At 63.6% G+C, this 13,609-nt stretch carries 14 protein-coding genes; 6 read left to right on the forward strand and 8 right to left on the reverse strand.

What is annotated here, in order from left to right:
- Positions 1-28 precede the first annotated feature (28 nt).
- The 4 genes from API01S_RS24990 to API01S_RS25005 all read left to right on the forward strand — a co-directional run bounded on the left by API01S_RS24990 (position 29) and on the right by API01S_RS25005 (position 2,757).
- The gene (locus API01S_RS24990) at positions 29-1,006 is read left to right on the forward strand and encodes a helix-turn-helix transcriptional regulator (protein WP_061306437.1); all 978 of its coding nucleotides are present in this window, start codon (positions 29-31) and stop codon (positions 1,004-1,006) included.
- Positions 1,007-1,308: 302 nt separating this feature from the next.
- Positions 1,309-1,617, forward strand: coding sequence for a DUF4148 domain-containing protein (locus API01S_RS24995; protein ID WP_050728400.1), 309 nt, complete (start codon positions 1,309-1,311; stop codon positions 1,615-1,617).
- A gap of 88 nt (positions 1,618-1,705) precedes the next feature.
- Positions 1,706-2,014: a DUF4148 domain-containing protein gene (locus tag API01S_RS25000; protein WP_050728401.1), complete on the forward strand. Its 309-nt coding sequence runs from the start codon at positions 1,706-1,708 to the stop codon at positions 2,012-2,014.
- A 140-nt stretch (positions 2,015-2,154) separates the two neighbouring features.
- Positions 2,155-2,757, forward strand: a complete 603-nt coding sequence (locus API01S_RS25005) for a TetR/AcrR family transcriptional regulator (RefSeq protein WP_006216477.1) — start codon at positions 2,155-2,157, stop codon at positions 2,755-2,757.
- A gap of 104 nt (positions 2,758-2,861) precedes the next feature.
- Here API01S_RS25005 and API01S_RS25010 read toward each other — a convergent pair whose 3' ends face one another.
- The 3 genes from API01S_RS25010 to API01S_RS25020 form a co-directional block, all read right to left on the reverse strand.
- Entirely contained in the window at positions 2,862-3,719 is an 858-nt protein-coding gene (locus tag API01S_RS25010; RefSeq protein ID WP_061306438.1) for a cysteine hydrolase family protein, read from the reverse strand.
- A gap of 258 nt (positions 3,720-3,977) precedes the next feature.
- Positions 3,978-4,595 carry a TetR/AcrR family transcriptional regulator gene (locus API01S_RS25015; RefSeq protein WP_061306520.1) on the reverse strand — a complete coding sequence of 206 codons (618 nt, stop codon included), beginning with the start codon at positions 4,593-4,595 and terminating at the stop codon, positions 3,978-3,980.
- A 111-nt stretch (positions 4,596-4,706) separates the two neighbouring features.
- Positions 4,707-6,887: a malate synthase G gene (locus API01S_RS25020; protein WP_061306439.1), complete on the reverse strand. Its 2,181-nt coding sequence runs from the start codon at positions 6,885-6,887 to the stop codon at positions 4,707-4,709.
- A 238-nt stretch (positions 6,888-7,125) separates the two neighbouring features.
- Between API01S_RS25020 and glcC the strand changes: the two genes are divergently transcribed.
- Positions 7,126-7,890, forward strand: a complete 765-nt coding sequence (gene glcC, locus API01S_RS25025) for a transcriptional regulator GlcC (protein ID WP_050728404.1) — start codon at positions 7,126-7,128, stop codon at positions 7,888-7,890.
- Between the two features lie 25 nt (positions 7,891-7,915).
- On the opposite strand, the gene API01S_RS25030 is transcribed toward glcC, so the two are convergent.
- From API01S_RS25030 to API01S_RS25050, 5 genes are all read right to left on the reverse strand, one after another.
- Positions 7,916-9,037: a saccharopine dehydrogenase family protein gene (locus API01S_RS25030; protein ID WP_061306440.1), complete on the reverse strand. Its 1,122-nt coding sequence runs from the start codon at positions 9,035-9,037 to the stop codon at positions 7,916-7,918.
- Positions 9,038-9,239: 202 nt separating this feature from the next.
- Positions 9,240-9,632, reverse strand: a complete 393-nt coding sequence (locus API01S_RS25035; protein WP_006216468.1) for a DUF4148 domain-containing protein — start codon at positions 9,630-9,632, stop codon at positions 9,240-9,242.
- Positions 9,633-9,976: 344 nt separating this feature from the next.
- Positions 9,977-10,381 (reverse strand): DUF1090 domain-containing protein, encoded by a 405-nt coding sequence (locus tag API01S_RS25040; RefSeq protein WP_006216467.1) that lies wholly within the window; start codon positions 10,379-10,381, stop codon positions 9,977-9,979.
- Between the two features lie 92 nt (positions 10,382-10,473).
- The gene (gene ubiA / locus API01S_RS25045) at positions 10,474-11,400 is read right to left on the reverse strand and encodes a 4-hydroxybenzoate octaprenyltransferase (RefSeq protein WP_061306441.1); all 927 of its coding nucleotides are present in this window, start codon (positions 11,398-11,400) and stop codon (positions 10,474-10,476) included.
- A gap of 101 nt (positions 11,401-11,501) precedes the next feature.
- Entirely contained in the window at positions 11,502-12,704 is a 1,203-nt protein-coding gene (locus API01S_RS25050; protein WP_039883716.1) for an aminotransferase-like domain-containing protein, read from the reverse strand.
- Positions 12,705-12,862: 158 nt separating this feature from the next.
- On the opposite strand from API01S_RS25050, the gene API01S_RS25055 reads away from it, so the two are divergent.
- Entirely contained in the window at positions 12,863-13,348 is a 486-nt protein-coding gene (locus API01S_RS25055) for a GAF domain-containing protein (protein WP_006216464.1), read from the forward strand.
- Positions 13,349-13,609 lie beyond the last annotated feature (261 nt).

A 13,609-nucleotide genomic window follows, 5' to 3' on the forward strand; every position in this document is an offset into this window, starting at 1 on the left:
TGCTGCCCCGTTTTTGCGCCCGATTTCTATGCCCGCCAGCGCCGCCGCGCCCCTGCCCACTCTGTCAGTGCCCGAGCCCTGCACCACCCCGCCCAAGCGGCACGAGTGGTGGCGGGGCACGCTGCCTACCGTGCCCGACACGGACGACTGGGAAGCGGTCATCGAGCGCGTGCTGCGGGTCGACGACGGCGTCAGCCTGGTGGTGCTGGACGGCTGCCCGCGACGCGCCTTGACGATTCCCGCGCCGGGCGCGCCCGTGTTCGGGATGCAGGTGTGGCTGGAGGGCGAAGCTTTGCTGGCGGTGGAAGGTGGCGAGCCTTTGACGGTTTCCGGGGGCGCTGCGCTGCTGTTCAACCACGAGCACGCGGTCGGATGGGGCACACGCCTGCCGGCCAATCGCCGCGTCAGAATGATCGACATCCGGTACACGCCCGAGGCGCTGGCGCGCGCTAGCGGCGCGATGCCCGTCGCGCTGTTGCAAAAGCGCTTTCACCGCGACGTCAGCGTGCCCTCGCAAGGGTCGCTGGTGGCTTGCCTGGATGCTCCCGCCAGCTTGTTGACGCTGGCGCTTGGCCTGATCGGCGATGCGCCGCCCGCCCCGGAGGCGCGACGGCTTTGGTATTGCGCGAAGTCGCTGGAAATGCTGTCGGCCTTCGTCCAACTGCTGTCGCTGCCCGACGCGCTGGCCGCGCCGATGGCTCGCGTCGATCAGCGTGTCGACCGCGCTTGCCAACTGCTGCGCGATCGCTGCGCCGAGCACTGGCCGCCGGGGCGTCTGGCGCGGTCGGTGGGCCTGTCCGAAAAGCGTCTGCAACAGCTCATGCGCGAAAGCATGGGCCGATCTGTGCATGCGTACTTGAGTGACGTGCGCCTGGAGCGTGCATCGGACTTGCTGCAAGCCGGCATGAGCGTGACGCAGGCGGCGGGGGAAGTGGGCTTTTCAAGCCTCAGCCATTTCAGCAAGGTCTTTAAGGCGCGCTACGGCACGTCGCCCCGAGCTTGGTAAGCGGCCTGGTTCGCAATGGCATCGCTGGCGTTGTCGAAGTCACGAGTGCTCGTCCCCACACCGTTGCGCATGCGCACCAAGAAATATTTGGTTTCACAAAACCCGCTTGTGCTATCTACCTAGTAGTAGGTAAGATTCATCCATCGACGCAGCAAACCAAACACCGCTGACGCCGCAACCAGAAATACAGTAGGACCGCTTTTTTATTTCCCTGGGCATCTACCTACAAGTAGATAGCTGCTCAGAACACCGAAGCTTAATCGAACCCACGCATTCCTCACATTGCTTTTTGGAGATCAACCATGAAGACCCTCGTATCCGCCCTGATCCTGTCCGCCTCGTTCATTGGCGCCGCCCAAGCCGGCGAACTGGACTACCCGCCCGCGCTGAACACCGCCAGCACCGTGACCCGTGCCCAAGTGCAGCAAGAACTGGCCGCCGCCCGCGCCAATGGTGAATTGGTTTCCGGCGAAGAAGGCTACGCCGCCACCGCGTTTGCCAGCGTCGGTACCGACAAGAGCCGCGCTCAGGTCAAGCAAGAACTGGCTGCCGCCCGTGCTCAAGGCCTGACCGAAAGCGGTGAACTGGACTACCCGCCCGTGCAAGGCTGATTTTTTCATCGACTGTCTATCTAGTCATAGATAGCGCAAGCACTCGAATTCAATCGTACGCAACATCCCTTTCTATTGGAGTTTCACCATGAAGACCCTCGTATCCGCCCTGATCCTGTCCGCTTCCTTCATTGGCGCCGCCCAAGCCGGCGAGCTGGACTACCCGCCCGCGCTGAACACCGCCAGCACCGTGACCCGTGCCCAAGTACAGCAAGAACTGGCCGCCGCCCGCGCCAATGGTGAATTGGTTTCCGGCGAAGAAGGCTACGCCGCCACCGCGTTTGCCAGCGTCGGCGCCGACAAGACCCGCGCTCAGGTCAAGCAGGAACTGGCCGCTGCCCGTGCGCAAGGCCTGACCGAAAGCGGCGAACTGGACTACCCGCCCGTGCAAGGCTAATCGGATGCCGGCACATGCGGACCCCGGGGGGCGGGATGTTTCCCGGCCGGGGTTCGCACGGGCGATCCGGTCCACCTCCCGATCCCCCATTAGGGCGGCCACCGATGACGGACCGACCTATTAGTAGGTAATATTCAGCCATGGACACCCCGACCCCCAACACCACCCGAGACCTGCTTCTGGCGCATGCCGAGAAGCTCATTCGCACGCGCGGATGCAACGGGTTCAGCTACCGCGATCTGGCGGAGCATGTGGGCGTGAAGACGTCCAGCATCCACTACTACTTTCCGGGCAAGGACGACCTGCTGTACGAAGCCGTCGAAGCCTATAGCACGCGCGCGCTTGGCGCCGTCCGTGCGATCGATACCGCGCAGCCTGCGCAGGCGCAGCTGGAGCAGTATCTGTCGATGATGGAAACGCGCGCTTGCGGCGCTGGTGAGCTTTGTCTGGGCGGCATGTTGGCCGCCGACATCATGAGCTTGTCCGAGCGCGTACGGGGTGCATTGCAAGGCTTTTTCCGAGCGCATGAAGCGTGGCTGGCACGCGTGCTGGCGGAAGGCGCGGCGCAGGGCACGCTGAAGTTCAACGGCACGGCTGAGGCCGCTGGGCGCGCGGTGTTCGCTACCGTTCAAGGCTGCTTGTTGGTGTCGCGGCTGTTCCAGCAACCACCCGCGTTGTGCGAAGCCATCAGCGCGCTGTATGTGGAATGCGACAAGGCGGCAAAGCCCGCGGCAAGCGCGTAAAGTCGTCCCAAGCAGTCGGAGCCGCGTGCGTTTCCGAGCGGCTGCAACAACAAGCTTCGATCACGGCCGCCCGGCGTCAGCAGGCGGCCGTTGTCATTGCGCGCTCAGTGTTGCAGCGCGCGAGCCATGTCGACGCTGGTGCGTTCCTGCATGCCCAGATCGCGCATGCGTTGCAGGAAGGCGGTCTGCGCGTCGGCAAATCCCGTGACGGGGCTCATGCAGTCGGTCAGCAAGACGATGCGTGAAGGATTGCCCCCCGGCAGGTGTTCGGCCAGATGCTCGACGGTGGCGCGCACGCAATGGCTTCCCGCTTCCCCGGCGACCAAAATCAGCTCGGAGCGGTCCAAAGATCCCAGCAGGGCTCGGTTCAGCTGGCTGCGCGGGTCGTCGGCGTCGGGCACTTCGGCCATCAACGCGCTGTAGTGCTCGGTCCATGGGTTGGTGCCTTTGGGCACCTTGCGCACGATGAACTGGCCGGCGTCTTCCCAGCGGTTGTAGGCGGCGCGCACGTCGGGATGCACGTTGTGCCCCCAGGTGCCGATCTCGCAATGCACGGGCCACACCATCAGCGTGTAGCGGCCGCGCGCTTCCAGTTCGTCCAGATACGTGATGGTGCGCGGCAGGTCGTCAGCGTGGCGCGGCAAGAATTGGCCCGCGCGCAGTTGCGCAGAAGTGATCGTCGTGAAGGGCGGGACGGCCTCGCCCTCGCTGTTATGCCAAAACGTGGGGTGCGCGATGTCCAGCCGGTGATGCGAATCCAGCGTCACGGTGATCGAGGTCAGCGCGGGGGCGGTGGCGTCGATGAAGCATGCCAGCCGCTGCATGTCGGCGTGAGCGCCCGGCACCGGCAAGGCGGGCTGCATGGCCTGGCCTGTCAGCGGGTCGCGCGGCAGATGGGACTCGGGCAAGTCGCAGAAATCGTTCTGCGGATCGACGATCAGAAGATGGACGGAACGCGGCATGACGGGATTCGGTTGGGCTAAACCGGAATATAGACCGGGATGGCGGAACTTCACTAGAACAGCACCAGATGTTCGGCGCGGTCGGGTAATTGACGGAGCAGGGCGCGCCATTGCCGCCACAGAATGGCAATGATGGCTGAAACGGCCAGGACGATCGAGATCCACATGACGGACTCCTGATTAATTTCGCACGACCGTGCGAAATAAGGGAAAAAAAGGCGCCCGCCTATGCCGGCGGACTGGATCAATCAAAGCTTGTCATTCCAGGTACGTGAAGCTGCGATACGTCGATATGAGCCGGTCGTAAGCCGCCCGGACACGCGCCGGCGCCTTGGGGTCCCGCAGGAAGCGTGCGTCGTGCATCAGGCCGATCATCAGGCTGTAGACCTCGAAAACGAGTTGCTCAGGATCCGTGTCCGGCCGCAGATGGCCGGCTTCCAGCGCCTGTTGCACCGTGCGGACCATGGCTGCGCGCCACCGACGCAGGTTATGTTCCAACAGAGATCGCAGCGGAGATTCCACGTCGTCGTATTCGAAAGCGCCGGCCACATACACGCAGCCCGTCGCCATTTCGACATTGCTGGCGCGTTCCACCCATAGTGAGACCAGCGCGTTCAGGCGCGGCAGGCCGCGCGGATGCGCCATGGCCGGGGCAAAAACAGCGGCCACGAAGCGCCTGTCGTATTCGTCCAGTACCGCCTGTTGGAGGGCCTCCAGCGACCCTACGCGCGAAAACACGCCGCTCTTGCTGATGCCCAGCCGCTTGGCGATCTGGCCCAGCGACAGGCTTTCCATGCCCTGAGTGGCGGCCAGGTCCAATGCCGCGTCCACGATGGCCGCGAAAGTCAGTTCGCTTTTTTCCGTTCTGGCTGTCATGGGACGGACTTTAGCACGATCGTGCGAAAACAAGTGGCAGATTCCTTGGCGAAAAAAAACGGGCAGCCTCAGCTGCCCGGTTCGATGCGTGACGGGTTGTCAGGCTGGCGGTCAGGCCTGCGCGGCGGCTTTGAATTGCAGGCGGTACTTGTGCAGCAGCGGTTCGGTATAGCCGTTCGGCTGCGTCAAGCCCTCGAACACCAGCGCGCATGCTGCCTTGAAGGCCAGCGACGTGTCGAAGTTGCCGGCCATGGGCTGGTAGAGCGGGTCGCCGGCGTTCTGGCCGTCGACCACCTTCGCCATGCGCTTGAACGTTTCCATGACCTGGTCCTTGTTCGTCACGCCGTGGCGCAGCCAGTTGGCGATGTGCTGGCTGGAAATGCGCAGCGTGGCGCGGTCTTCCATCAGGCCGACGTTGTGGATGTCCGGCACCTTGGAGCAGCCCACGCCTTGATCGATCCAGCGCACCACATAGCCGAGGATGCCCTGGACGTTGTTGTCCAGTTCCTGCTGGATGTCCTCGGCGGACCACTTGGTCGGGTCGCCAACGGGAACACTCAACAAACCGCTCAACAGATCGTCGCGCACGCTGTCCAGCTTGGTGCGTTCCAATTCCTTTTGCACCGTTTGCACGTCAACCTGGTGGTAGTGCAGCGCGTGCAGCGTGGCGGCGGTGGGCGAGGGGACCCAGGCAGTGTTGGCGCCGGCCTTCGGGTGCGCGATCTTCTGTTCAAGCATGGCGGCCATCAGGTCAGGCATGGCCCACATGCCCTTGCCGATCTGGGCGCGTCCGCGCAGGCCGCTGTCCAGGCCGACCAGCACGTTGTTGCGTTCGTAGGCGGTGATCCAGGCGGTGGACTTCATGTCGCCCTTGCGCAGCATCGGGCCGGCTTCCATGCTGGAGTGCATCTCGTCGCCGGTGCGATCCAGAAAGCCCGTATTGATGAAAGCCACGCGCGAGGCGGCCGCGCCAATGCAGGCTTTCAGGTTGATGCTGGTGCGACGCTCTTCGTCCATGATCCCCATTTTCAGGGTGTTGCGCGGCACCTTGATCAGGTCTTCGACGCGATCGAACAGTTCGCTGGCGAAGGCCGCTTCGGCCGGCCCGTGCATCTTGGGCTTCACGATGTAAACCGAGCCCGTGCGCGAATTCAGCTTGGCAGTGCGATCGTGCAGCGCCGCCAGGCTGGTGACGACGGCATCCAGGATGCCTTCGGGGATTTCCTGGCCATCGCGATCAAGGATGGCGGGGTTGGTCATGAGGTGGCCGACGTTTCGCACAAACATCAGCGAGCGGCCGTGCAAGGTCAGCGCGCCGCCGTCCGGGCGCGTGTACTGGCGGTCGGCGTTCAGCTTGCGGGTGAAGGTCTTGCCGGCCTTGGTGACGTCTTCGGTCAGGTCGCCTTTCATCAGGCCCAGCCAATTGCGGTAGATGTGGACCTTGTCTTCCGCGTCGACAGCGGCGACGGAATCTTCGCAGTCCATGATGGTGGTCAGCGCGGCTTCAACCAGCACGTCCTTCACGCCGGCGGCGTCGGTGCTGCCGATGGCGTTGGCGCGGTCGATCTGGATTTCAAAATGCAGGCCGTTGTTCTTGAGCAGGATGGCCGTGGGGCCCGAAGCCTCGCCTTGGTAGCCGGCAAATTGCGACCCGAATTTCAGGCCCGTGACGACGCCCTTGGCGAGGTTCACGCGCAGCTGGTCGCCTTCGATGGTGTAGCTCTGGGCGTCGGCATGCGAACCGTTGGCCAGCGGGGCGGCCGTGTCCAGGAAGCTGCGGGCGCGCGCGATCACCGCCGCGCCGCGTTCGGGGTTGTAGCCCTTGCCGGTGTCCCCGGGCGTGGCGGGGATGGCGTCCGTGCCATACAGCGCGTCGTACAGGCTGCCCCAGCGCGCGTTCGCGGCGTTCAGCGCGTAGCGCGAATTGGACATCGGCACGACGAGTTGCGGGCCCGCCTGCTGGGAAATTTCAGTGTCGACGTTTTCGGTGGTGGCCTGCACGGTGGCCGGTTGCGGCAACAGATAGCCGATGCCTTCCAAAAACTTGCGGTAGGCGGCCGGGTCGGCGACGGGGCCGGGATTGGCGCGGTGCCAGGTGTCCAGTTCGGCCTGCAAGCGATCGCGTTCGGCCAGAAGGGTGCGGTTCTTGGGCGCCAGGTCGTGTACCAGCGCCGCGAAGCCCTGCCAGAAACTGTCTGCATCCAGACCGGTGCCGGGCAAGGCTTCCTGTTCGATGAATTGGTTGAGATTGGCCGCCACTTGCAGGCCGTGTTGCTGGATGCGTTGAGTCATGCGGGTCTCTAGCGGTAAGAAGGGCTGGCCGGCGCGGGGCGCCGGGCGAATCTGTCCTGACATCATCGTTCGCACCCGCTGCCATGTCTACCGTAAAACCAGCTGGTCATACCAGTTTATTTCGTCGCCACAAGACAGGTGACCGATTTTTATGGTTTTATATCAGCCACTTACCGGGGCGTGGCTGACAGCCGAAACCACACGAACGGCTTGGTCATACCACTGGTGCGGAGATTGCATGTACGCGGAAATCGAAGAAAAACCTCGCCAGGTGGCGGACGAAGTCGCCGAACGAATCGAGCGCCTGATTCTGGACGGCGTACTCAAGGCGGGGCAGGCCTTGCCGTCGGAGCGGCGGTTGACCGAAAAGCTGGGCGTGTCACGCACGGCGTTGCGCGAAGGGCTCAAGCTGTTGCGCGCCCGCGAAATCATCCATACCTCGCAGGGCAAGGGCTCTTTCGTGGCGCACATCTCGAAGGTGGACGCGGGGCCGTTGATGCATCTGTTCAATTCGCAGCCGCGCACGCTGTATGACCTGTTGGAAGTGCGGTCGCTGCTAGAGGCCGAGTCTGCCCGGCTTGCCGCCATTCGCGGCACCGAAGCCGACTTCATCATGATCAGGCGCCGTTATGACGAGATGGTGGCCGCGCAGGGCACGGCCACCGACACGGCCACGCATGCGCATCTGGACCATGCGTTTCATCTGGCGATCTGCGAGGCTTCGCACAATCCGGTGCTGGTGCACACGCTGCAATCGCTGACGGATCTGCTGCTGGGATCGGTGTTCGCGTGCGTGAACAACCTTTACCACCGCGAACCGGAAAAGCGGCAGATCGACCGTCAGCACACGCGGCTGTTCAATGCCGTGACGGGGCGCCAGCCTGAACTGGCGCGCAAAGCCGCGGCCGACCACGTGGACAGCGTGCGTCAGAGCTTGTCCGACATCGAGCAGGAAGAACAGCGGCTGGTGCGCGCGACGCTGCGTCTGGAAGGCTGGACGTAGCGCCGCGCGGGGATGACGCCGGCTCTTAGCGGTCGGCGGTGGCGCAGCCGGCCAACGCCAGCGGCTTGCCTGCGTAGATGCGGCCAAAGCGGTTGTTCAGCAATGCGTCCAGATCAATCGCTTCCTGGCCCACGAAACCCTTTTGGGGCAAGACGCCTTGCGCCACCAGATCCAGCGCGGCGCAAATGCCCGCCGCCGTGGAAAGCTGGATCGCGCTCAGGCGATGGCCGTCGACATCGGCGCCGAACACTCGGATGGGGTACGACTCTTCTTCCAGCCGGCCGTGGCGATGACCGGACGCCGACGCCTGGATGACGATGACATCCTGCTCGGTCGTGGGGATGGCGGACTCGAAAATATCCTTGAGCAGATCGCGGCGATCGCGCAGGCGCAGGTCATTGAGCAGCAGCTTCATGATGTTGCAGTGGCCGGGGTAACGCACCGACTTGTAATCCACGTTGCGCGCGCGTCCCAGCAGCGTCGCGGGCAGCGTGCCCAGGCCGCCCGAGGTGTTGAAGGCCTCGTATTCCACCCCATCCAGCGCAAAAGTTTCGTAGCCTTCCAGCGCGGGCACGCTGGTCAGTTGGCCGTCGACGATGGCTTCGCAAGGGTTGCAGTATTCGTTGATGAGGCCCTCGGTGCTCCACGTAAGGTTGTAGCGCAGGCTGTTGGAGGGGTAGCGCGGCAGGGCGCCCACGCGCATGCGCAGATCCAGCAGGGTGTCGAAGCGGCGCGCCAACGCGTTACCGACGATGCCGATGAAGCCGGGGGCCAGACCGCATTGCGGCATCAGGACGCTGCGCGCATCGCCGGCCAACGCTTGAATGGCATGGGTGCTGGCGACGTCTTCGGTCAGATCGAAATAATGCACGCCGGCGCGCGCGCAAAGCCCCGCCACGGCGGTTGCCCGATGAAACGGCAGGGCGTTGACGACGGCGTAGGCCCCTTCGATGCAGCGCGCGACCGACTCGTCGTCGCTGATCTGGCGCGTCTCGCAACCCAGTTCGGCCAGCACGCCCAGGCGGGTGGGATCCTGGTCGGCAACCAGGACCGAATAATCGCCGCTGCGTTCAAGCATCAAGGCGATGGCAAATCCGATTTTTCCGGCGCCCAGCAAGACGATGGGGCGGGTGGCTGACGTGGACATGGTGCTGCTCCTGCAATGAGGGGGATGGGGGTGGCCTCATCCTATGCGGGAGTGCTGTCGATTTGTAGAATCAAAAGTGTCGTAACGGCTTAACTTAACGCCGAAACGACTTAATCAGCTGTCGAATCGTCAAAAACAAAGCCCCCCGGCGTTTGCCGGGGGGCTTGTTTGCGATGGCTTGCAGCCTGTTCAGGCCGATGGATCAGCCACGCACGGGCGGGTAGTCCATGTTGCCGAAGGTGACCAGGCCTTCTGCCTTGGCTTGAGCCAGTTGCGATTCGACTTGGGCGCGGCTCAACGTCGTGGCATGTTCAGCAGCGGCGACGGGCGGGTAGTCCAAATTGCCGAAGGTGACTTCGCCGGCGTTCTTGGCCTGGGCGAGTTCAGCTTGCACTTGTTGCGAGGTCAGGCTGGACTTCTGGGCGATGGGGGCGGGGTAGCCTTCTTCACCAAACGTGTACTGGCCCGAGACCTTGGCTTGTTGCAGTTCGGCTTGAACTTGTGCGCGGGTGGGAGCTTGGTCGGCTTCGGCAGCTTGCGCGCCAGCGGCCAGGACGGACATGGACAGCATCAATGCGGTTGCAAGGGTTTTCATAGCAGACCTCCGGTATGTTGTGAGCTTGGGATCCGAACCTCTGGCGTCATTGCTGGGGTTCGCTTGCTGTGTCCCGATGAGATGCATTCTGTGCTCAAACAACCCTGGGATAAACCCTTATTCCTAGAAAACATCTTTCCAAAATATGCACTAATCACCGCTCATCTCGCCAGATGACGCCATAGGTGGTGATATTTCCATCTGGTGACACGACATCTTGGGTGTCGAATGGCTCGGGTGACACCTTGCGCAGGGGTGTCGCGGTGCATGCGGGGCGATAGTGCTCACCCATGAAAAAGCCCCGGGGGGCCGGGGCTAGTCATGGTGCGAAAGGTTCGAACCGTCTAGCGATTCAGTTCCACCAGCGCCGCGTTGTATTCGGCCTGGGCTTCTTCCAGCTTGCGCTGCGCCTTGTCGATCTTGTCCTGCTTGCCCTTGGCGCGCGCTTGTTTGAGTTCTTGCTCGCGCTCGGACACCTTGGATTGCTTTTCGCGGACGTCGGCTTCGCGTTGCGATTGCAGGCGGCTGTCGGTGCAATGCGCCTTGGCCTCGGCCAGTGCTTTCTTCAAGCCGGCTTCGCGCCGGGTGTTGTTCTGGGCACGCGCGGCGGCAATGTCGTTTTCGATTTCGCAGAACTTGGCGGCGCAGCCGCGCAGCGCCGAGCAATCGGTGGCGGCCTGAACCGGGGCCGCGCCGAAGAGGGCGCAAGCGGCGGCGGCGGTGGCCAGGGATTTCACAAAGGAGGGCATGCGGTGTCTCCGTAAGGCGTATCGGTGCCGCCATGATCGCCCGATCCCGTCGTGGCGGCAATGCGCCGGGCCTGGCGCCCGGCTCCGTCCGGTCAGGAAATCAGCGTGCCGGCCAAGGCTGCCGCGACCAGCAGCGCGCCCAGCCACAGGTTGGCGCGGAACAGCATGAAGTTGCGGTCGGGCCGCTGAATGTCGAATACCTTCAACTGCCAGGCAAGATGCACCGCGACGGCCGCCATGCCCACCTGGTACGCCCACGACAAGCCCATCGCGTAGCCGCCCCAGGCCCACAGCAAGATGGTGGCGGCGTAGAAACCGCCGATCCACAGCTTGCCTTGATCGCCAAAGCGCATCGCGGTGGAGTGCAGGCCCAGGCTGCGGTCGTCGCGCACGTCGACATAGGCGTAGATGCTGTCGTAGCCCACCTGCCAGAGCACCGCGCCCAGCCACATGGCGATGGCGGCCAGCGGCACGACGTTCTGCGTGTCGGACCAGGCCATCAGCATGCCCCAGTTAAAGCAGATGCCCAGCACCACTTGCGGCCAGTACGTGACGCGCTTGCACAGCGGATAGATGAATACAAAGGGCAGCACCGCCAAGGCCAGCCAGCGGCTCATTTCGTTCAGGAAAAACAGCAGCGATCCGCACACCATCAACTGGCCAAGCAGGAACCACACGGCATTCTTCATCGACAGCTGGCCGCTGGTCAGCGGGCGGAACCGCGTGCGTTCGACGTGCTTGTCGAAGTTGCGGTCGCACATGTCATTGACCGTGCAGCCGATGCCGCGCATCAGCAGCGCGCCCAACGAGAAGACGATCAGCCGTTGCAGGTCAGGCAAGCCACCCGCCGACTGAACCAGCGCGGCCACGGCCGGCAGCAGCGTCAGCCACGTACCGATGGGCCGGTCCAGCCGGCACAGGCGGGCGTACGGCCGCCAGGATCTTGGAAGCCAGCGTTCGACCCAGTCGGTGAATACGATGTCGCTGAGATCGACGGGAGGTTGTTGCGAGGCGCTCACTGTCACGGTCGGAAATTGGGCTGGAAAGCCGACAGCATAAAACAACGGCCGGGCATTGCGCCCGGCCGTCGAAGGTCAACCTGCGTTCAAGCGCGGCTTTTTCAGGCCGTGTATTCCTTGAGCAGCTTGCCCAGGATGGCGATGCCGGTGCGGATCTTGTCTTCCGGCACGGTGGCAAAGCTCAGGCGCAGCGTGTTCTGCTTGCCCGCGCCGCTGTAGAACGGCGCGCCGGGCACGAAGGCCACGTTTTGCGCGATGGCCTTTTCCAGCAGCTTGGTGCTGTCCATGTGTTCGGGCAGCGTCAGCCAGATGAACATGCCGCCTTCCGGCTTGGTCCAGGTGACGGTGGACGGGAATTCGCGCTTGATGGCGTCCAGCATGCAGCTGCCCTGAGCGCGGTAGATTTCGCGCACGTTGGGCAGGTGTTCTTCCAGGAAGCCGTCCTTGACGATTTCGTAGACGGCCATCTGCGTCAGCGTGGGCGTGTGCAGGTCGGTGGCTTGCTTGGCCTGCACCAGCTTGTTGATCAGCGGGCGTGCGGCGGCGATGTAGCCCAGGCGCAGGCCGGGGGCCAGCACCTTCGAGAACGTGCCCAGACGCACGACGTTGGCGCCGTATTCAGCAGCCAGCGAGATCAGGCCCGGCTGCGGCTCGCCTGCGTAGCGCAGTTCACCGTAGGGGTCGTCTTCGACGATGACCAGGTTCAGTTCGGCGGCGCGCTTGACCAGCGCGATGCGGCGTTCCAGGTTCAGCGTGCGGCCCGTGGGGTTCTGGAAGTTGGGCAGCGCGTACAAGAAGCGTGCGCCGTCAGCCAGTTCCGGCGTGATGGCTTCGGGGACCAGGCCGCCTTCATCCGTGGGCACCGGCACGAACTTCGGCTGGTACAGGCTGAACGATTGCAGCGCGCCCAGGTAGCTGGGGTCTTCGACCAGCACTTTGCTGTCTTTGTCGATCAGCACCTTGCCCAGCAGATCCAGCGCTTGCTGCGAACCCGAAACGATCAGGATCTGATCGGCGGCGACGTTGGCGCCCGCGCGGTTCAGGTCATCGGCAACCCATTGGCGCAGCGGCGCATAGCCTTCGGTCGGGCCGTATTGCAGGGCCGCGCGACCGTTGGTGGCCAATACCTTGTCGAATGCAGCACGTACCACTTCTACCGGGAAGCCACCGGGCGCCGGCAGGCCGCCAGCGAACGAAATGACTTCGGGGCGCTCGGTGACCTTGAGGATCTCGCGGATGGCGGAGCTGGTAAGTTGCTGGGCGCGTTCCGAAAAGGAAAACGCAGGTTCGAGAGGCTTGTCCATGGATTGCTTCTTGATCAAGAAGGGTAAAGGGAGAGGCTTGTGAGGGGGACTGCGGTAAAAAAGTATTGTCCCATACGGTAGCAGCCCGGCCCCTTTAACGCGCGGAACCCCTAAAATCACCTGCATCGAAAACCGCCTGTACAGTTACATTTATCGCTATGTTCGAAGCCGCTCCCATCGTCGCCGAGTCCAAGTCCGCCCTGTACAAAGAGCTGGTTGCGCAGGCCCGCGCGCTGCTTGAAGGCGAGCCCGACCGCATTGCCAACGCCGCCAACCTCAGCGCGCTGGCCTATCAGGCCTTGCCCGATCTGAACTGGGCCGGCTTTTATTTCTTCGATGGCGTCGAGCTTGTGCTCGGACCCTTCCAGGGCAAGCCGGCCTGCGTGCGTATTCCGCTGAACCGGGGCGTCTGCGGCGCGGCCGCCAGCCAGCGGCAAACGCAGCTGGTGCCGGACGTGCACGCCTTCCCCGGCCACATCGCTTGCGACGCGGCTTCGCGTTCAGAAATCGTGGTGCCGCTGGTGCATCAGGGCGAATTGATCGGCGTCTGGGACGTAGACAGCCCCGTGCCCGACCGCTTCGACGAGGACGACCGCCAAGGCATGCAGGCCCTGTGCGCGGTGTTCCTGGACAGCCTGCGCTAAAGGCGTTGCGTGTCGCCTGCGCCGCGCGCCGTTGACACGTAGACGGCCGCCCGGTAGATTTGCGCATCGCCGCTTACGCGCGTTTTTTCATTCATGAATTCTCAGGCCATCCAATCCGCTTCCTGCCTCCGCGCCCTGTGCGTGGTGCTGGCTGCCGTCGGCCTGAAATCCAAAAAACAGCCGCTCATCTGACCGGAGCATGCTGTTCCGTCAGATGGGCGACGGAACAGCGGCCTTCTGGCGGCGCTTTGGCGCCTCTCG

It is taken from the genome of Achromobacter piechaudii NBRC 102461 (assembly GCF_001571245.1).
GTDB classification, from domain to species: Bacteria; Pseudomonadota; Gammaproteobacteria; order Burkholderiales; family Burkholderiaceae_B; genus Achromobacter; species Achromobacter piechaudii.

Coding starts and splice junctions, on each gene's coding strand:
- API01S_RS25020 (WP_061306439.1), bottom strand. CDS start 6,887: ATGACTCAACGCATCCAGCAACACGGCCTGCAAGTGGCGGCCAATCTC.
- API01S_RS25005 (WP_006216477.1), top strand. CDS start 2,155: ATGGACACCCCGACCCCCAACACCACCCGAGACCTGCTTCTGGCGCAT.
- API01S_RS25040 (WP_006216467.1), bottom strand. CDS start 10,381: ATGCCCTCCTTTGTGAAATCCCTGGCCACCGCCGCCGCCGCTTGCGCC.
- API01S_RS25000 (WP_050728401.1), top strand. CDS start 1,706: ATGAAGACCCTCGTATCCGCCCTGATCCTGTCCGCTTCCTTCATTGGC.
- API01S_RS25015 (WP_061306520.1), bottom strand. CDS start 4,595: ATGACAGCCAGAACGGAAAAAAGCGAACTGACTTTCGCGGCCATCGTG.
- API01S_RS25055 (WP_006216464.1), top strand. CDS start 12,863: ATGTTCGAAGCCGCTCCCATCGTCGCCGAGTCCAAGTCCGCCCTGTAC.
- API01S_RS25010 (WP_061306438.1), bottom strand. CDS start 3,719: ATGCCGCGTTCCGTCCATCTTCTGATCGTCGATCCGCAGAACGATTTC.
- API01S_RS25050 (WP_039883716.1), bottom strand. CDS start 12,704: ATGGACAAGCCTCTCGAACCTGCGTTTTCCTTTTCGGAACGCGCCCAG.
- API01S_RS25030 (WP_061306440.1), bottom strand. CDS start 9,037: ATGTCCACGTCAGCCACCCGCCCCATCGTCTTGCTGGGCGCCGGAAAA.
- API01S_RS24995 (WP_050728400.1), top strand. CDS start 1,309: ATGAAGACCCTCGTATCCGCCCTGATCCTGTCCGCCTCGTTCATTGGC.
- API01S_RS25035 (WP_006216468.1), bottom strand. CDS start 9,632: ATGAAAACCCTTGCAACCGCATTGATGCTGTCCATGTCCGTCCTGGCC.
- glcC (WP_050728404.1), top strand. CDS start 7,126: ATGTACGCGGAAATCGAAGAAAAACCTCGCCAGGTGGCGGACGAAGTC.
- API01S_RS24990 (WP_061306437.1), top strand. CDS start 29: ATGCCCGCCAGCGCCGCCGCGCCCCTGCCCACTCTGTCAGTGCCCGAG.